Source organism: Candidatus Phytoplasma zeae (assembly GCF_001712875.1).
GTDB lineage: Bacteria > Bacillota_I > Bacilli_A > Acholeplasmatales > Acholeplasmataceae > Phytoplasma > Phytoplasma asteris.
The window spans coordinates 248,554-269,036 of record NZ_CP015149.1 but is presented as its reverse complement, the minus strand read 5'-3'; the positions used below and the strand labels follow the sequence as shown (position 1 = coordinate 269,036).

13 protein-coding genes and 1 tRNA gene are annotated in these 20,483 nt (G+C 27.4%); 11 read left to right on the top strand and 3 right to left on the bottom strand.

Annotated elements, in window-relative coordinates; translation table 11 throughout:
* Positions 1 to 38: 38 nt before the first annotated feature.
* Together tig and uvrA are read right to left on the bottom strand one after the other, a co-directional pair.
* A complete protein-coding gene (gene tig / locus MBSPM3_RS01355) occupies positions 39 to 1,331 on the bottom strand; it encodes a trigger factor (protein ID WP_069028193.1) in 1,293 nt (430 codons plus the stop codon).
* Positions 1,332 to 2,077: 746 nt separating this feature from the next.
* Positions 2,078 to 4,996 carry an excinuclease ABC subunit UvrA gene (gene uvrA, locus MBSPM3_RS01350; RefSeq protein ID WP_069028192.1) on the bottom strand — a complete coding sequence of 973 codons (2,919 nt, stop codon included), beginning with the start codon at positions 4,994 to 4,996 and terminating at the stop codon, positions 2,078 to 2,080.
* A 488-nt stretch (positions 4,997 to 5,484) separates the two neighbouring features.
* On the opposite strand from uvrA, the gene MBSPM3_RS01345 reads away from it, so the two are divergent.
* Genes MBSPM3_RS01345 through MBSPM3_RS01335 form a run of 4 tightly spaced genes read left to right on the top strand, consistent with a single transcriptional unit; the run spans position 5,485 to position 6,726 of the window.
* Positions 5,485 to 5,709: a hypothetical protein gene (locus MBSPM3_RS01345; protein WP_069028191.1), complete on the top strand. Its 225-nt coding sequence runs from the start codon at positions 5,485 to 5,487 to the stop codon at positions 5,707 to 5,709.
* 35 nt (positions 5,710 to 5,744) lie between these two features.
* Positions 5,745 to 5,915: a hypothetical protein gene (locus MBSPM3_RS03015; protein ID WP_157084487.1), complete on the top strand. Its 171-nt coding sequence runs from the start codon at positions 5,745 to 5,747 to the stop codon at positions 5,913 to 5,915.
* 52 nt (positions 5,916 to 5,967) lie between these two features.
* Positions 5,968 to 6,321 (top strand): hypothetical protein, encoded by a 354-nt coding sequence (locus MBSPM3_RS01340; RefSeq protein ID WP_069028190.1) that lies wholly within the window; start codon positions 5,968 to 5,970, stop codon positions 6,319 to 6,321.
* A 6-nt stretch (positions 6,322 to 6,327) separates the two neighbouring features.
* A complete protein-coding gene (locus MBSPM3_RS01335; RefSeq protein ID WP_069028189.1) occupies positions 6,328 to 6,726 on the top strand; it encodes a hypothetical protein in 399 nt (132 codons plus the stop codon).
* An 88-nt stretch (positions 6,727 to 6,814) separates the two neighbouring features.
* Here the strand turns inward: MBSPM3_RS01335 and MBSPM3_RS01330 are convergent, their stop codons facing one another.
* Positions 6,815 to 7,063, bottom strand: coding sequence for a hypothetical protein (locus MBSPM3_RS01330; protein ID WP_069028188.1), 249 nt, complete (start codon positions 7,061 to 7,063; stop codon positions 6,815 to 6,817).
* Between the two features lie 191 nt (positions 7,064 to 7,254).
* On the opposite strand from MBSPM3_RS01330, the gene MBSPM3_RS01325 reads away from it, so the two are divergent.
* From MBSPM3_RS01325 to MBSPM3_RS01295, 7 genes are all read left to right on the top strand, one after another.
* Positions 7,255 to 8,634, top strand: coding sequence for a DEAD/DEAH box helicase (locus MBSPM3_RS01325; RefSeq protein WP_069028187.1), 1,380 nt, complete (start codon positions 7,255 to 7,257; stop codon positions 8,632 to 8,634).
* Between the two features lie 213 nt (positions 8,635 to 8,847).
* Entirely contained in the window at positions 8,848 to 9,726 is an 879-nt protein-coding gene (locus MBSPM3_RS01320; protein ID WP_069028186.1) for a deoxyribonuclease IV, read from the top strand.
* Between the two features lie 893 nt (positions 9,727 to 10,619).
* Positions 10,620 to 12,293 (top strand): arginine--tRNA ligase, encoded by a 1,674-nt coding sequence (gene argS / locus MBSPM3_RS01315; RefSeq protein ID WP_069028185.1) that lies wholly within the window; start codon positions 10,620 to 10,622, stop codon positions 12,291 to 12,293.
* Between the two features lie 187 nt (positions 12,294 to 12,480).
* Positions 12,481 to 14,340 (top strand): transporter substrate-binding domain-containing protein, encoded by a 1,860-nt coding sequence (locus MBSPM3_RS01310; protein WP_069028184.1) that lies wholly within the window; start codon positions 12,481 to 12,483, stop codon positions 14,338 to 14,340.
* Positions 14,341 to 14,485: 145 nt separating this feature from the next.
* Positions 14,486 to 15,298 (top strand): amino acid ABC transporter permease, encoded by an 813-nt coding sequence (locus MBSPM3_RS01305; RefSeq protein WP_232308859.1) that lies wholly within the window; start codon positions 14,486 to 14,488, stop codon positions 15,296 to 15,298.
* Between the two features lie 181 nt (positions 15,299 to 15,479).
* Positions 15,480 to 15,564, top strand: a tRNA-Leu gene (locus MBSPM3_RS01300).
* 176 nt (positions 15,565 to 15,740) lie between these two features.
* The gene (locus MBSPM3_RS01295) at positions 15,741 to 20,456 is read left to right on the top strand and encodes a PolC-type DNA polymerase III (RefSeq protein WP_198143632.1); all 4,716 of its coding nucleotides are present in this window, start codon (positions 15,741 to 15,743) and stop codon (positions 20,454 to 20,456) included.
* Positions 20,457 to 20,483: the final 27 nt, after the last annotated feature.

The following is a 20,483-nucleotide window of genomic DNA, read 5'->3' as shown; positions in this document are numbered from 1 at the left end:
TAAGTTGTGGAGTGATTTTTTTGGTGGGGGGATAAATTTTATTTAGCAACAACAACTTTATTAATAACAAGTTCTAAGGCTTCATCCATCAAAAGAGAATGTTTTAGGTTTTTTTCAGGAAGTTTTTGTTTGATTTGATTAACTGGAACTTTGTAATGGTTACTTAAGTTTTGGTATTGTTGTTCGATTTTTTCTTGGGAAATAGTTAGTTTTTCTTGGGCTGCAACTTGTTCCATAATAAGTTGATATTGAAGGTTTTTTTGTGCTTGTTGGCTGAATTCTTTTTCCATTTTTTCATCATCAATACCTAAATATTGTTTGTATTGTTCCAAAGTTAAATTTTGTTGTTTTAATTGTGCTTCAAATTCTTTTTGGAGGCGGATTTGTTCTTGGGAAACAATTTCTTGAGGAATTTCTAATTCGGAATTTTTAACTAATTGTTCTATTACTTGTTTTTCAACGTTTTCTTTGTCTTTGTGTTTTTTTTGAGCTAAAAGAGTTTGTTTAGTGTTTTTTTTTAATTCTTCTACGGTTGAAGCATTGGCAAGTTTAAGTGATTTTACCAAATTATCTGTTAGTTGAGGTATTTTTTTAGTTTTGATTTGGTGTAGAGTTACTTTAAAGACAGCTTTTTGATTAGCTAAACTTTTTTGGTGGTAATCGCTTGGAAAAGTGATATTAATGTCTTTGGTTTGTTCTTGTTTCATCCCTAACATTTGGTCTTCAAAACCAGGTACAAATTGACCAGAGCCAATTTTTAAACTAAAATCTTTGGCAGTGCCACCTTCAAAAGGTTTGTCATCAACAAAGCCTTCAAAATCAAAAATAGCAGTGTCTGTTAATTCCAAAAAGTCGTTTTGGGTTTTGGGTTCCAAAGTTGTTTGTTTTTCTAATAAGGAATTTATTTTTTCTTCCACTTCACAATCTGTTACTTCAAGATCGTCTTTTGTAATTTCTAACCCTAAATATTTTTTTAAAGTAACTTTAGGTTTAACGATAAATTCCAGTCCGAAAGTAAAATTTTGATTATCTTTAAGTTTTTTTTGGTCTAAATCAATTACTTGAGGCATTCCCATACTTTCGAAATCTTTTTTTTGTAGGACTTCTTGATATTTGGTTTGCAAGATATTTTCTAATGCATCGGAGTATAAATTGTCTTTACCGAAACGATTTTCAAAAATTTTTCTTGGAACGTGCCCTTTTCTAAAACCTTTAATTTCTACTTTTGGTTTAATTTTTTCATAAGCACTAGCCAGTTGGGTTTCTAATTCCTTTGAAGAAACTTCAAAAAAATATTGTACTTTTTGATCGTTGATTTTTTTAATTTCCATTTTTAATACCTTTTCCTTTTTAGTTTGTTGGGGTTTGTTTTATGTTTTGGGGTGTTATTTATTTTGATTATGAAGCATCAATAAAAACTAAAAAATATTGTTGTTGGGGGGGTTATTTGGTTTGATTGGTGCAAATAGTTGCAAATAATTATGAGTTTTTTCATTTATATATTGATTATATAAGCAAATTCCAATTAAATTAGTGTTAATTGTTTTTTGGGGAAACAAGTTGTGTTTTTGCATTTTTGTTTTACAATTTGGCAACTAATTTATAATTAAGTTTTTTTAACTAAATTAAAAGTTGTTTTTTGGGTTCGCGGGTTTATTTAGTTTAATTTTTTAGCTTTTTTTAATTCATTTAATCTTTTTTATAAATATTTTGTGGTAGAAAAATAATTTTCATTTATAAATTTTGTAATTGTGTAAATTACTTTTCTTTCCTACTATTTATTATACCATAATAACTAAATATTTCTTGAAATTATTAGTAATTTTTGCTTTCTGATTAAATGGTTTTTTGGTGAGGTTGCAATTAAAATATTTTTTGTAGAAGGATAAAATATTTCCTAAAATTGTTTGGTTGGTATGAGTTTAAAAGTGGTTTTTGTTTTTTTTGCCCATTTTGCAATTTTTTAAATATTAGTTTTTTAAATTGTTAAATTGATTTTAATTAGCCCAATGTTTAGGATGTATTTAGTTGCGATTTATCTAAATTAAAAGTTTGATTGCATCTTTAAATTTTGGATTTATTTTTCTTCGTTAAGAATCTTTTTTAAATATTTACCAGTATAACTTTTTTCATTTTGGCTTACTTGTTCTGGGGTTCCTGTTGCAACTACATATCCGCCACAAATTCCTCCTTCAGGACCTAAATCAATGATATAATCAGCATTTTTAATTACATCTAAATTATGTTCAATTACAACAATAGTAGCTTTTTGATCTGTCATTTGATGAAGAACTTTAAGCAATTGTCTAACATCTTCTGAATGAAGTCCTGTGGTAGGTTCATCTAAAATATACAAAGCACCTGGAATAACTTTTTTTTGTAGTTCGCTTGCTAATTTAACTCGTTGTGCTTCTCCTCCGGATAAAGTTGGCGAGGACTGTCCTAATTTAATGTAGCCAAGACCTACATTTTGTAAAATTTCTAATTGATGTTTAATTTTGGGATGATTTTGGAAAAATAAAACCCCTTCTTCAACACTCATAGCAAGAATATCTGCAATAGTTTTATCTTTGTATTTGATGCTTAAAGTTTCTTTTTGATAACGAGTTCCTTTACAAGCTTCGCACATAACATAGACATCTGGTAAAAAATGCATAGATATTTTTTTAACTCCATCGCCACTACAAGCCTCACATCTACCGCCTTTAACGTTAAAAGAAAAACGCCCTTTTTTATAACCTTTCATTTGGGCTTCTTTAGTTTTAGAGTAAAGTTCTCTAATTTCATCAAAAACACCAGTATAAGTAAGGGGATTACTGCGAGGAGTTTTACCAATTGGGTCTTGTGAAATTTCAACTATTTTTTTGACTTTGTTAAAATCGTTTACTAAATGACTAAAATCTTTTTGTTGAGTTTTGTTTTTTTTGCTGTATTTTTGTTGTAAACAATCAAGTAAAACATCATTTACTAAAGTAGATTTTCCCGAACCAGAAACGCCTGTAACTACAATTAATTGTTGCATAGGAAAGCAAACATCAATTGATTTAAGATTATTTTTAGAAGCTTTGGTAACTAAAATATGATCTTTATTGCCTTTTCTTCTAGTTTTGGGAACTGTAATTTGGATTTGTTTAGATAAGTATTTTCCTGTAAGGCTGTTTTTGTTTTGCATTACTTCTTGGGGTGTGCCAAAAGCTTGTACTTTCCCTCCCAAAATGCCTGATTGAGGACCAATATCAATTAAATAATCAGAGGCAAGCATTGTATCATGATCGTGTTCTACTACAATTAAAGAATTGCCTAAATCTCGCATTTTTTGAAGTGATTTAATTAAAAGATCGTTGTCTTTTTGGTGCAATCCAATGGAAGGTTCATCAAGGACATAAAGTACTCCTGAAAGTTGGGAGCCAATTTGAGTAGCAAGTCTAATTCTTTGTGCTTCTCCTCCCGAAAGAGTTGCTCCACTGCGCGATAAAGAAAGATATCCTAACCCAATTTCTTGTAAAAAAGTAAGACGATTAATAACTTCTTTGAGAGCTAAATTAATAATTTTTGTCTCTTCGTTGGACAATTCTAAATTTTGGAAAAAAGCAAGGGTTTGTTCAATTGATAAATCAGTTATTTCATAAATATTTTTATTATTAATTTTAAAAAGTAAAGCCCCTTGATTAAGTCTTTGTCCTTGGCATGTTTTGCATTTTTTTTCCATCATATAATTAGAAAGCAATTTTTTGAGCCATTCGCTGGTTGTTTCTTCAAAACGTCTTTTAAGCATAGAAGCTATACCTTCAAAAAAATCATATTTAGGAGTTTTGGTGGTGGTATTTTTGGAAAAACGAGAAAAACGCAAAGGAGGCGTTAAAGGAATTTGGTCAGGTGAACCATAAAGAATAATATTTAGTTTTTGGGGATCTATTTTTTTTAAAGGAACAGTCATATCAATTTGATAATGATTGCATACAGCTTTTAATTCTTGTTCTTTGCTAGCAAAATTATTATATTCATTATTACTTTTAAAAATTAAAATTGCACCTTTATTTAATGGTTTTTCATAATCTAGAATCATATCGCAATCAATTTCTGCTGTTTTTCCAATCCCTTTACAAATTTGGCAAGCTCCTAAAGGAGTATTAAATGAAAAAAGTCTTGATTCGCGCAAGGGAATATCAAAATTAATGCCTTCTAAATGATAATTGCAATTTAGTTTTAATATTTGATGGTTTTTATTGTTGTTTTCATTCTTATTACTATCATTACTATTTTTACTTTGATAATTCATAATAAAAACTTTTCCTTGAGCTAAATTTAGAGCTTGTTCTAAGGCTTCAAAAAGACGAGTTTGATTATCTGAATTAACTTCAAAACGATCAATTACTACATAAATATTATGATATTGATTTTTTGATAAAGAAGGAATATCATCCATTAAATAAATAGTATCATTAATCATTACTCTATTAAAACCATCTTTGGAAAGAGCTTCTAAGGTTTTTTGATGGGTACCTTTTTTTCTTTCAATTATAGGAGCAAGAATTAATATTAGTTGCTTGGAAAATATTTGATTAGTTTTAGTAATCATTTGTTCTTTGGTTTGTTTTTCCAAGACAATATTTTTTTCAGGATGAAAAGGAACTGCAATATTGGCATAAATTAATCTTAAATAATCATATATTTCTGTAATAGTTCCCACAGTAGAACGAGGATTATTAGAAGTTGTTTTTTGGTCAATACTAATAGAAGGACTCAAACCTTCAATACTATCTACATCAGGTTTTTCAAAACTACCTAAAAATTGTCTAGCATAAGCACTTAATGATTCTACATACCTTCTTTTTCCTTCTTGATATAAAGTATCAAAAGCTAAAGAAGATTTGCCAGAACCTGATAATCCTGTTATAATAACTAATTTATTTTTGGGAATATCAATATTAATATTTTTTAAATTATTTTGACGAGCTCCGCGAACTTTAATAAATTGATGTTTATTGGTTTTCATTTTAATTCCTTTAATATATTCCTTTATATTTATATCAGCTTATATATATTATTTATAAATAATAATTTCTTTGTTAATTATAACAAAAAAGATTAGCAAAAAGTAAGAAAAGATAAGAAAAATGATATAAAAGATGAGAAAAGTAATGGAAAATGAGCAAAAAACTTGCAAAAAAAAGAGTAAAATAAAGGTAAGGGAGTTTTTTATTCCCTGAAAACTAAAAGGAGAGTAAAGGAATGTTTTTTTTGGAATCCATTTATTAAAGATAAAAAAACTAAATAAACCTGTAGTTGTAATTGCAATTGTATTTTTTGTTATTTATTTTATATTCACATCAATCGAAGAGTTTCAAAAAAACAAAACACAAAGTAAAAAAGTAGAGGAGTCAAATGAATACGCAAAAAAAATAATAGGTAAAATAGATGATGAAATTGAAAAAAATAATGAAATGATATCAGTCAGACCGAAAATGACAAAAAAAACAACTTATGCTAGAACAAATTAATTCCCAACAAATATCATTAAAACTAAGATTATCACAAATTAAAAAACCATTAAAAGATTCTGAAAATGATTTCGAAACTGCAATATCAAATTCAGACGGTAAAAAAGCAAAAGAAATAAAAGAACTTCAAGAAAGATTAATAAAAGAAGTTAATGATATTTTAGAAGAATTGGAAAAACTTAGAGAAAAAGAGCAATTACTTAATTAAATATAACTAATAAATTAAATAAAAAGGAATTGAAAATGCATTTACAACAAAAAAATAATAAAAAATTTATAATATTAACAGTAGAATTTACAGTATTAATGTTAGAATTAATTTTAGGTATTTGTTGGGTTTTAAAATCTAAACAAGAACCTGCCAAAGAAGACACAAGCAAAACAACTACAAGCACAACAGGAAGTAATAACTAACTGTTTTATTATATTTAGACAACTTAATTCTAAATTTGAATTTGAATACTATATGGCAAATGCACCTTTAGATATTAAAAATAAAATGGATGACATAAAACAAAAAATCGAAAGAAAAGGAATTGAACCAACCCAAGAAGACGGTTTAAACTTCGTGAAACACATAATGCAATCTTTTTTACTACCTAAACTAAAAAATAAATTATCACCAAAAGCATATAACGAATATAAACAACAGATTGATGAAGCCTTAGAACGCATTAAAGCTGCAACTTTTCAAAACCAACAATTACCAGAAATGATTAAAATAGATGATGAAATTAAACACAATAACGACTTAATTAACAACATAGATAAAGATAAATCATTCATTGATAAAGGAAAAAATGAATCAGAAAATAACTAAACAAGCTTGGACCGCAACAAAATTAATGAATTAAAAGAAATAAAAAAAGAGATTGAAGATTATCAAAGAAAAATTGAAGAATTACAAAGAAAAATTGCTACTAAAGAAAAAGACCCCAAAATAGAACAATATCAAAAGGAATATGATGAACATATTAAAAATTTTAATTTATATCAGCAACAAATGAGGAGAATAACACCAGAAAAGGAATTACAAACTAAAATCGAAGCCAAGTTAGCTGCAAAACAAAAAGCAATTAAGGCAAAAAATAATCTAGAAACTGAAATTAAAAGAGATAAGATAAAATTAGATTATGCCTTAAAAGAACAACAAAATCTTTATAATGTAATATACAAAGAATTATCTCCCAAAGGAAAAGAAGAATTAGACAAAAATACTAAATAACAATTGATTAACTAAACAATCCATATATAAAGATAAAAACTATTTTCATTAAGAAAATAGTTTTTTGATATCTTAGATTAAATTTTAATTATTTCTTTATTTGTTCCCAAACAGTAGCAGATATATAATATAAAGGAATTGAACACAAACAAACAACAACACCCCAAGCTAATAAATTAGAAAAACTAAAGTTAAAACCTTTTTTATTTGATTTAACATTTTTATTATCTTTGGTTAATTTAGTTTTATTATTATATTTATTACTTTGTTTTAAATCATTATTGTTTTGTTTTTTCTTTTTCTTATTATTATTCTTATTATTTTTATTTGTTTTCATTACCCTATTTTCTTTCCTTAATATATGTTATTATAATTTATAATCAAGAATCAAGTCAAAGACTTACTTATATTTTAACTGGAAATAAGTTTTTTTCAACAATTTATTGCAACAAAATTAATTTATTACTAAAATACTTCCAAATTACCAAAATACTGGTATAATATATATGATTTAAGGAGGTTTCTAACTTGCAAAACTATATTCCAAAAAAAATATTACAACTTCAATTCCAAACTTTAACTCCCATCCAAAAAGAAGTCTTTTCACAATTTGAAAAACCAGGTAATCTAGTAGGAATTGCTCCTACAGGAACAGGCAAAACCCATGCTTATCTTTTGCCGATATTAAGTAAAATTGATTTCCAAAAACCATTTACTCAAGCAATTATTTTAGTCCCTACCAATGATTTAGTATTTCAAGTATGGGAAATGTTTAAACAAATTGAAAAAACTAATTTTACCAAAATTCTTTACGGAGGAATGGATAAACAAAAAACAATTGCTACTTTTGAAAAAAAACAACCTCCATTAATTATTGCAACTCCCGATAAGTTATTAGAATACGCGTTTAAACTCAAAAAAATTAACTTAAAATATGTATCTTATTTAGTCCTTGATGAAGCTGATATGATGTTTGATGAGGTATTTTTAACTTCCCTAGACCCTTTAATTAATCATCTTAAAGCCAAAATTTTATTATTTTCAGCTACCATTACCGAACAATTAAAACCTTTTATTAATCGTTATTTTGGTAAATCTACTTTTATTGATGTTTATAAACAAAGTAATCTTAATCGTACTTTTTATTTATTAGAAACAACTACAAGCAGAATGCAGACCTTAATTCATCTTACAAAAGTCCTTAATCCTTATTTAGCACTCGTATTTGTCAATGAAAAAAAAGAACAAGAATTAGTATTTCAAGCTTTACAAAATGACAGTCTCAAATTGCTTAATTACAACTCTGCTTTATCAGTTAAACAAAGAAAACAAAGCCTTAAAGCTATCCATAAATTAAAATATCAGTACGTAATTGCATCAGATCTTGCAGCTAGAGGAATTGATTTTGATGCTTCTTGTGTTATTCACTACAACTTACCTTCACACCTTGAATTTTTTTTCCACAGAAGTGGTAGAACATCAAGAATGGGCAAAAAAGGTGAAATCATTGTTTTGTATGACCCCCAAGACATTAAACAAAAAGACAAAATTAATAAATTAATTCAATTAGGAATTACTTTTCATCAAGCCTCTTTAAATAAAGATGGTTTTATAAGAACTCAAAATTACAAAACTATTACAACTACCAAAACTGATAAGCCAAATAAAAAAAATAAAAATACCAAAAACATTCAAAAAAATCAAAACAATCAAACTAACCAAAAAAACAATTACAACCAATCTAGCCAATCTAGCCAAAAACAATTTTTCAAACAAAACAAATTTACCAAAGAATCCAAACTTCCTAAAAAAGAAAATAATAAAGATTCTACTTTGGAAACACCAAATAAAACTCAAAACACAGTCCAAGAAACAAACAACAACAAAAAACTAAAAGCAAACAAGTAAAACCCAATTATAAGAAAAAGAACCAAAAAGAAAACCAATCCCCCAAAAGCAAAAGTACTTTTTTGCAAACAAAATTAAAACCAAAAGCCAAATACAAATAACAAAAACCATCAAAAAAATAAATTAACGAATTACAAAACTAATTATCAAGAAAAAACTAAACTAATTTATAACTAATAAATCAAAAAACAAAACAATAAAGGAGCTTTTATCATGTTATTTTTGGGAAGTCATGTTGCTATGAAAAAACCACATAATTTTCAAGGAGCCATCCAAACTGCCATTTCTTATGGTGCTAATGCTTTGATGGTTTATAGCGGTGCTCCACAAAATACGATAAGAACCAAAACCGAAGAATTAAAAATTAAAGAAGCCTTAGAAATTGTCCAAAACAACAATTTATCTTTAAATAATTTGGTAGGGCACGCTCCTTATATTATCAATCTTGCTAATCCCGACGAGACTAAAAGGGATTTTGCAATTGATTTTTTATCCCAAGAATTAGAACGTTTTGCAGCAATGAAAATTAATAAAATGGTTTTACATCCAGGAAACTATCTCAAAACAAACCCCCAAGAAGGAATTAGTTTAATTGCTCAAAGCCTTGATTTAATTTTTGAAAAAACTAAACATTTAAAAACCCAAGTTGCCTTAGAAACTATGGCAGGCAAGGGAACTGAAATTGGGAAAAACCTAGAAGAATTGCAACAAATAAGAACCCAAGTTAAAAACAACACAAGAGTTTCTTTTTGTCTTGATACTTGTCATCTTTTTGATGCTGGCTATGATTTAAAAGAAAACTTAGAAGAAATTATCCAAAAGATAGATTCCATTTTAGGATTTCAAAATATCTCTGTAATTCATATTAACGACTCTAAAAACGAATGTAATAGTCACAAAGACCGCCATGAAAACATCGGTTTTGGCAAAATCGGTTTTGAAACTTTACTCAAAATTATCTATCATCGTGCTTTTGCTTGTATCCCTAAAATTTTAGAAACTCCCTATATCAATGACAAAGCACCTTATAAACGCGAAATTGAAATGATTAAAGCCAAAGTTTTTAACCCCGAATTAAAAAAATTATTTTAAAAAACAAACTAATTATTAAAAAAAGTTTGAAAAAATCCAAAATCACTTATAATCAATATTGGTGTTTATTTTTTATTAAAATATTTTCTAAAACTATTTTAGACTTTTAATATAGCATTTTAATAATGTTGAACATCGAAAAATACAATTATTAGTAAGGTTTTAAAATCATCGATAAAAAACAAATTATAAGCAATATATTTTCTTTTTGGAACACATTAAATCCCAATTATCAAATGATAATTATTGCTTTTATCATCGGATTATTTTTTTTCTTTTTACATAGTATCATCAAAATAATTATTGGTATTATTTTATTAATTTTAATATTAAAATTTGGTTTAAAAGTTGATTTTTTAAGAAATATTAACTAACCTTATCAAACTAGATAAAATATTTACTTTCTAATTAAAAAAATAATTTATTATTTAACAACTCTTTTGCAAATTAAAGGGTTGTTTTTTTAATTTTAATTAGGAATACCAAAATATAAAAAGAGTACTTTTTAACATTTAGGCTATTTTTTAATATTATTTAATAAAATGTTATGAATAAAAAAATGCATAAATGCATTTAAAAACATTTTATTAATAAAATTAACCCAAACCAAACCCAACAACAAAAATTTTTTTGCAATTCTTAATATTTTTCTATCTAATTTACAAATACCAAAATAAGTATCTTAACTTTTTTCAAACAAAAATTATAAAAAATGCTATAATAGTTTTATAAAATATGTTTATATATCTTAAAATATCAAAAATGTTTATCAAAAAATTAACGAGATAAGTTTTAGGTAAAAAGTTTTTAATAATTTCATTATTTTATCATTTATTGTCATCATTCAGGAATCATTTTTTATTTTACAATCCAAAAAGAAAGGAACTGCAATCATGAATTTACAAACCACCAAAAGCAAAATCCAAAATGCAATCCAAAAAGTTTTATTAGAAGAATTAATTTTACAAGAACAACTGGAAAATGACAAATTTGATTTTTCTTTACCTTTGTTTGCTTATGCCAAAAAAACCAAAACTAACCCTCATATTATTTTTGAAAATATCAAAAAAAACCTTGTCAAAATAAACGAAATCCAAGAATTAATGTTTTTAAACGGTTTTATAAATATCAAACTTAAAAGAGCTTCATTAGCTTACGAAATATTACTCAAAATCAACGAATTACAAGCTAATTATGGCAATTTTCCCAATCAAAATCAAATCATAGTTATTGATTATTCTTCTCCTAATATTGCTAAAAACTTTTCTGTTGGTCATCTGCGTTCTACTGTTATTGGAAACGCTCTCAAAAATATTTATCAAAAATTAGGTTTTGAGGTAGTAGGAATCAATCACTTAGGAGACTGGGGAACCCAATTTGGTAAAATGATTGTAGCTTATCAAAAATGGGGAAACAAAGAAAAAATACTAAAAGACCCAATTAACGAACTACAAAAATTATATGTTTTTTTTCATCAACAAGCCAAAACCAATCCTGAATTAAACGAACAAGCCAATTTTGCTTTTTTACAATTAGAACAACAAAACCAAAAATATCTCGATTTGTGGAAATGGTTCCGCGAAGTGTCTTTACAAGAATTTTACAAAATTTATGATATTTTGGGGATTTCATTTGATTTTTTCTTGGGAGAATCTTTTTATAATGACAAAATCGCTCCTCTTTTTGAAGAATTAGAACAAAAAAAACTTTTAAAAGAAGAAGACCAAGTTTTGCTTATAGAACTTGATAATTTACCTCCTGGTTTAGTGAAAAAAACTAATGGCAGCACCTTGTATTTAACAAGAGATCTAACTACTTTTAAATATCGTTTTAACACTTTTAATTGTCAAAATGTTTTATATGTTGTAGGCAACGAACAAAAACTTTACTTTAAACAATTAGCCCAAATAATTGAAAAAATGGGATACTGTGACAATAAAATAAAACACATTAATTTTGGTTTAGTTTTGATGGATGGCAAAAAAATTTCTACTAGACATCACAAATTTACTACCTTAATTGAAGTAATTAATCAAGCTACTATTTTAGCCCAAAAAATCATTGAAGAAAAAAATCCTCATTTATCAAATCTTAACCAAACTGCACGCAAAATCGCTGTAGGAGCCATCATTTTTAACGACCTTAAAAACGATAGACATCTAGATATTGATTTTAATTTAGAAAATATTTTACAATTTAAAGGACAAACAGGACCTTATCTTCAATACACAGCAGCACGTCTAAATTCCCTTTTAAACAAAGAAAAACTAGACACAAACTTAATTGACAAAACCATTTATCAAAAAGATCATTATTTTATTTTAGTAAAATTATTAGACCAGTTTCCTTTAATTTTGCAAAAAGCCCAAAAAGACAATATGCCAAGTATTTTGGCAAGATATATGTTAAAAATAACTCAAAATGTTAACTTTTTATATTCACAAGAAAAGATTTTAACAGATGATAAAATCACTACAAACACTAATCTTTTATTAATCCAAGCAGTTTTTATCACTCTTAAAGAAAGTTTAAGAATTTTAGGGGTTCCTTTTTTAGAAAATATGTAGTAATTTTTAAAAAATACCTTATTTTTCATAAAACAATTAAATCCCAAAGAAAAGTCTGCAAAGACTTTTTTTATTTTGCTAAAATTAAATATTTTTATTTTGGATTGGAAAATCAAATCCACAAATCCAAAACTAAAAAACTAAAAAAAGAAAACCCAAACAACCACCCAATAATTAAAAGAAGGAAGTGATTATTTTCATTGATAAAAAACATTTTTTTAAAAACATTTTCCAAAATGCCAATAAAACCCAAATGTTAAAAATTACTGCATTATTAATTAGTTTTTTATTTTTAATATGGCTGAATTTATCCATATTTGGATATTTCCATATAAAAAATAATTCCAAAAAGAAAACCATTTTAAAAGTAGGAGTTAACAACAATTCTGCTCCTAATGTTTTTAAAGTTTTAGAACAAAATGAGGGAAAGAAGGCCAAAAAAGCTGTAAACAGTGAATATATAGCGGGTTTTGATATTGATTTAATCAATAATATAGCTGATAAACTAGATTTAGAATTAGAATTTCATGTCTTTGATTTTGCAGGACTTCTTAATGCCTTAGAACAAGAAACAATTGACATCGCAGTTGCATCTTTGAGTATTACAGACAAAAGAAAAGAAAAATACGATGTTTCTAAAGCCTATATGCAAACTGGAACCAGCATAGTAGTAAGAAACAAAAGATTTGATGATTTATTGGATAATTTAAGAAAACAACAAGAGCCAAACAATAACAAAGAAATAAAAATAAATTATAATAAATTTTGCCAAAAATTAAAAGATTTAGGAAAAGAAAAACCCATTAAATTTATAACATTTCTAAATACTGTTGCAATCCCAGTAATTGAAAAAATCAAATCAGATACTAATAAAGAAAAAGAATATGTCATCAAAAATAACGAATTAACAAGTTCATCTGCATGTTTTACTGATATTTTACAAGGAAAATCAGATATGTTTATAACAGATAATTGTTTAGCTAGATGGGCTTGTGAAATAAATCAAGATTTGACATATTTTGATGTGCATTCTGATAACTTAGAACATTCTACTTGTCCCCAAGGTTTAGGAATATTTTTTCCTAAAAAAAATGATGAAGATAGAAGAATACCAAATTTACAAGAAAAGATAAATGCAGCGTTGGTAAAATTGGATTTAGTTAAAAAAGATGAAAAAGGCGAATTCCAAGACATCATAGACTTAAAGAAAAAAAATCATGAATTAAAAGAAACTAGTAAAGAAGAAGTTAGTTCAGAAGATAAAAATAAAATAGAAGAAATAGAAAAAAAAGTAAAAAAACGACTAGATGAAGTCTTTAATGAAAACAAAGAAACAATTGAACTACCAACAAAAAAGATTTTCATCCAAGCCCAAAAAACCATTCCATCTTATCTAAAAGGACTCAAAACTACTTTAATTTTAGCTATTGACAGTCTTATTGTTGGCTTTTTATTAGCTATTATATGCACTTTAATTAAAAATATAAAATTAGATTATCACAAAAATAATTTCTTGATAGTTGCTATAATAAAAATATTAAATACTTCCATAAATGCTTTGTTTTTTGTCTTAAAGGGCATTCCTGTAGCCGCTCAAGCAATGCTTATTTATTACAGTATTACTTTTCTTTTTAAAGGAAATTTTAATCCTTTACACACAGGAATTTTTGTTTTAATACTTAATTCTTTAGCAAGTATTACAATGATTTTAATGCAAAATATTAAATTCTTAGATAAAGGACAAATTGAAGCTGCTCATTCTTTGGGGATGAACCAAAAGCAAGTTTTTCTCTCTATTGTCTTTCCTCAAACTTTAAAAAGGTCAGTTCCTTTTATTTTGCAACAATTAATCACAAACATTAAGGATAGTTCTTTTTTTGCCATTATAGGAGTTGCCGAACTTTCTTGGAAAGCACAAAGCAATATGGGAGCTACCTTAAATCCAATCTTGCCTTTTGTAATGATATCTTGTTTTTATTTAATAATTATTAGTATGACTGGTTTTTTAAGCAAAATGTTAGAAAAAAATATTAAATTGAAAAAATAAAAGAAAAATAATAGAAAAGGAAGTGAACAATTTCATTAATTTAATTAATAAAAACTCATTTTTAAAAAATATTTTCCAAAAGAAAAATAATATAAAAATATTCAAAATTATTACATTATCAATTAGCTCTATATTGTTGGTATGGTTGCATTTTTCAGTATTTGGATGGCATTTTTCAACCAAAACAAAAAAACAAAATCTTCAAAAATATTCCAAAACTTTAAAAGTAGCAAAAACAGTTTTTGACAACCACAAAGACATGCTTTCTAAAAGCACTACTTGGCATCAAATCAAAGAAACTTTTCCATCTTATCTAGAAGGACTCAAAACCACTTTAATTTTAGCTATTGATGGTCTTATTATTGGTTTTTTATTTGCAACTTCATATACTTTAATTAAAAACTCTCAATCCCATAATAAAATAATATTAAATATTAACAAAGGAACAACTTATTTTTTAGATACTTTATTTTTTATTTTAAAAGGAATTCCTGTAGCTGCGCAAGCAATGCTTGTTTTTTATGGTATTGGTTATCTTTGCAAAGATCTTTTTGAAATTAAACGTTTGTATGCAGGTCTTTTTGTTTTAGTACTTAATTCTTTAGCAAACATTACTGTAATTTTAATGCAAAATATTAAATTCTTAGATAAAGGACAAATTGAAGCCGCTCATTCTTTAGGGATGAACCAAAAGCAAGTTTTTTTCTCTATTATCTTCCCCCAAGCTTTAAAAAGATCAGTGCCTTTTATTATCCAACAATTCATCACAAACATTAAGGATAGTTCTTTTTTTGCCATTATAGGAATTGCCGAACTTTCTTGGCAAGCACAAAGCAATATGGGCTCTACCTTTAATCCGATTCTACCTTTTGTTACAATATCTTGTTTTTACTTAATCATTATCAGCATTACTAATTTATTAAACAAAATATTTACTAAAAATATCCTTCATAAATAAATAATTTTTCAAAGTTTTAACACCGAAACCTGATAAAAGGCCATTAGCTAATGTAGTCTTTTTTTTGGGTGGCGGGAATGTAAATATTATTTTGGTTTATGATTTTGAGGAAAAAAAACAAAAATCAAAATAAAACTGATATAATATATAAGTATGATATTTTTATCATTTAAAACAAAAAGCTGATGTGGCGGAATGGTAGACGCACTTGACTCAAAATCAAGCGAGCAATACTCATGTCGGTTCGAGTCCGACCATCAGTACCATTAATTTATTTTTATTTATAATTGCATCTATGAAAAGAAATAACAAATAAAAAATTGCATGAATTTCATGTGTTTTTTTATTTGTTTTATTTTTTAAAAAAAGATTTGAAACAACAATTTTGATTTCTTGCCTCTTTCTTGCCTCTTTCTTGCCTCTTTTCCCAATCAACTATTAGGTGGTATTTATTGTGTCTACTCATTCATTTAAACAATTTATCGAACAAAAAGGTTTTTGCAAAAAATATTTTCAAAATCCTCAAGTAAAAAAAATATCAGTTTGCCAAAAAAGCCCAAAATGGGTTTTACAAATCACATTTAAACATTTACCTTTAGTTTGTGATTTAGCATTTTTTTTAGAACAATTACTCCAAGAATTAACTATTTTATGGAAAAACCAAGCGCAAACCAAGCCTAATTTGCCCCAAATTGAATACAACATCGATTTTGAAAATTGGGATTATCTAGAATCTTTGGCAGAAAGTTATTTTAATTATATTATAACCCAAGCCAGTTTAATAAAAAAATATCATGATTTAGATTATTTTGCAATTCAAAATCACCAAGTAAATTTTCAAAACGGCAAATTTATCATTTTTGTAAATCCTAATGCATTTAAATGTTTAAATAAAAAAATGGGGCTTCTTCAAGATTTTTTTTCTAAATTTTATGGTTTTAAAAATGAATTTATCTTATCAACAGATAGAAAAATTTATATCAATAGAAAAAAATCCACAAATATTGAAATCGAAGAATTGCAACAAAATCCGAATCATCAAACCAACTCCAACGAACAAAATCAAGAAAAAAATCCAAATAACAAATCAAATCCAACTTCTCAAACCGATCAAACAAAACAAGCAAAAACAACACCCCAAACAAAAGCATATAATCATAATAAAGGAGCTTATAATAGCAATTCTAAAATGACAACTAAAGATACAAAAATAAAAGATCTTCCTAAAAATAAACAAGAGCTGGAAGAATTCAACCGTCAAAATCCCAATACTTATGTAATCGTTGAAGGTTTTTTGGCTCATCCTATCAAAGAAGCTAATTTTCAGTATTCTTATTTAAAATTTGTTATAGAAGAAAACGACAATGATTTTTCTATCGAAAATAAAGATGCTATTTTGATTCAAAAAAAAGTGTCCAAAGATGAAAAAGAACAATTTTTAAAAGCCAATTACCAAACTGGACAATTATTTAGAATCACAGCTCGAATTAATTATAGTGCTTGGGACGATGTTCATTTAATGATGACACAATACGAAACCCTAGAATCAGATTCAATTTCGACTTCATTAATCCGCCAAGACTTCGGTTTTCAAGGCAAAAAAAGAATTGAATTTCACACTCACACTAAAATGTCTAATTTAGACGCCATTAACAGTGCCAAAGAATATTTACAAATAGCAGAATCATGGGGACACGAAGCGATTGCTTTTACGGATCATGACGGCATTTATGCTTACCCTGAAATTAACGAACATGCCAAAAATAAAAAAATCAAACCTATTTATGGAGTGGAAGTTGATTTTATTGAAGAAAAACCTATTTATATCACCAATCAAAAAGAAGATAATTTAGAAAAAGATTTTGTTTTAAAAGAAGCTACTTATGTGGTTTTTGACTTGGAAACTACTGGATTATCTAATGTTCGTGACAAAATTATTGAAATCGCTGGAGTAAAAATTAAAAACGGGAACAAAATAGGCGAGTTTCAAAAATTTATCGACCCGCAACAAAAATTAACCAAAACTGTCACCGATATTACCAATATTACGGATGAAATGCTTCAAGGACAACAAACAATTGACCAAGTTTTACCACAATTTTTAGCTTTTGCCAAAGACTGTGTTTTAGTGGCTCACAACGCTTCTTTTGATATTAATTTTTTAAAAGAAAAAGCAAAAGAACTCAAAATATCTTTGGAACCACAACCCATTATTGATACCATGGCATTGTCTCAACGTTATTTCAGTAATCTTTTAAAATATTTTTCTTTAAAAAGATTGGCAACTTTTTTCAAAGTCAAATTAGAAGACCATCACCGTGCACTTGCGGATGCCACTGCCACAGCAGAAGTTTTTATCAAAATGATTGATCAATTGGCAGATCCAACCAAAGATCCCAAAGACGAACAAGTAATTACTTTTTTTGACTTACAAGAAAAAATCAATCCCAAATACGAAAGACCTTATCACATCAATATTTTAGTGGCTAATCAAACCGGTTATCGCAATCTTTTTGAACTTTTAAGCAACGCTTTAACTAAGGATTTTAACAAAAGCCCTCGTGTTTTAAAATCTAATTTAGCTAATTTAAGACAAGGTCTTTTAGTGGGTAGTGGTTGCATGAATAGCAATATTTTTGAAATAGCTCTCAATCAAAACATTTCCAAATTGAAAAAAGCTATTTCTTTTTACGATTACATCGAAGTGCAACCTCCCCAAGCTTATAAACATTTAATTCATGATTTAGGCAAAAACGGGCTTCAAATCATTGAAACTACTCTCAAAACCATCATAAAAGAATCCCAAAAACAAGCAAAAATAGTAATTGCCACTGGGGACGTTCATTATATTCATCCTTGGGAAAAAGATTATCGCGAAATTTATATTAGTGCCAAAATGGTAGGAGGCGGCTTACACAAATTATCTAGATACGAAAATAAAAAATTGCCAGAAAATCACCTTTTGACCACCCAAGAAATGATAGATGCATTTGCCTTTTTACAAGATGAAAAATTAATTTATGAAATTGTAATTGAAAATACTCATTTGCTTAATTCCAAAATTGAAAAAATCAAAGCTTTTTCTTCGGAACTATTTTCTTTCAAAGACGATGCTTTCAAAGCCAACTTACAAATACCAAGCATCAAAGAAGAAATTAAGCGTTTGGTTGATACAAAAGTTAAACAAATGTACGGCACAACTCCCCACCCTTTAATTAAAGAAAGATTGGATCAAGAGTTAAAAAGTATTATCGGAGAGACAAAAAACGAAAAATCTAATCAAAATATTGCTCCTGTTTATTATTTATCACATTTATTAGTTAAAAATTCTTTGGAAAAAGGTTATTTAGTAGGCTCACGTGGTTCGATTGGTTCTTCTTTAGTAGCAACTATGTTAGAAATTACCGAAGTAAATCCGTTAAAACCACATTATTATTGTCCACAATGCAACTACACTATTGTCCAATTAAAACCACAAGAAAAAGAACAATATTACAACTCAGAAGAAGAAAAATACCACAACGAACTTGATAAGGTTTTTTCGGGATACGATTTGCCAAACATGCCTTGTCTCAAATGCGACACTCAGTTCAAAAAAGACGGTCATGACATTCCTTTTGAAACTTTTCTAGGCTTTGAAGGCAACAAAACTCCTGATATTGATCTAAATTTTGCAGGTGATTACCAAAGCCAAGCCCACAATTACATTAAAGAATTATTAGGAGAAAAACACGCTTTTAGAGCAGGAACCATCCAGACTGTTGCCCAAAGAAACGCTTATGGCTATACGATGGGTTTTGTAGAAGAAAAACAAAAACAATGGCGCAAACAAAAAGTAGCCCAAATTGCCAACAAAATCGAAGGAGTTAAACGTTCTAATGGCCAGCATCCAGGAGGAATTGTTGTTGTGCCGCCCGATCGCAGTATTTATGAAGTAACTCCTGTCCAATATCCAGCTAATGACACCAATTGGAAAACCACTCATTTTGATTATCATTCCTTTGAGCAAAATCTTTTTAAATTAGACATTTTAGGACATGATGATCCTATGATGATTAAATTTTTGATGGATTATGTTAAAGAAAATCGAAGAATTTTCCCTTTCACAAGAGCCCAAGATATTCCTGTAGATGATCCCGAAGTTTATAAATTGTTTTCCAACGAATTCAAAATTGATTCTTCTGTAAATCCAGGAAATAAAATCACTATTAATTCTTTGGGTATTCCTGAATTTGGAACTATTTTTGTCAAACAAATGTTAAAAGATTTAATAACCGCTAAACAAAATTCACAAAAACAAGCAATTAAAATTAATTTTGCTGCTTTAGTAAAAATCTCAGGACTTTCACATGGAACTGATGTTTGGAACCAAAACGCCAGAGATGCTATCAACAAAACAGGCGAATTTGAAAAATACAAAAATAAAACAATTTCTTTTGATGATATAATTGGTTGTCGTGATGATATTATGTTACAACTACAAGAAAAAGGGCTTAATCCTTTAAAAGCTTTTGATATTATGGAATTTATCCGTAAAGGCAAACCCCAAGATGATTTTCAAACATGGAACAAATACAAACAAGAAATGAAAGACAAAGTAGAAGCTTGGTATATTGATTCTGCTGCTAAAATTAAATATTTATTCCCTAAAGCGCACGCCACTGCTTATGTTATTATGGCTTTGAGGATTGCGTGGTTTAAAATGCATGCACCATTAGCTTTTTATAGTGGTTATTTTTCTAAAAGAACAGAACAATTCGACCACCAAACCATGATTAGTAACGATATAAAAATTATTAAAGAAAAATTAAATAAGCTTGCAGAATTGAAAAAAAGTAAAAAAATCAAAACCAAAGAAGATGCTTTAATCAATACTTTAAAAATTGCCGAAGAAATGGTACATCGTGGTTTTAAATTTTTAACTGTTGATTTTAATAAATCAGATGTTAGTGTTTTAAAAATAGAAGATGGTGGTTTTTTAAGGATGCCACTTCTTTCGATTAATGGTCTAGGTTTGATTGCTGCTAATAAAATTGTAGAGGCGCGCCAAGAAAAACCATTTACTAAAGCTGATTTTGCCACTCGTTCTAAAATTAATAAAACCATTTTAGCCAAAGCAAAACAAGAAAACCTTTTAGATTCTTTAGAAGATGAATGAAATTAAAAAAACAAATAATAAATAAGT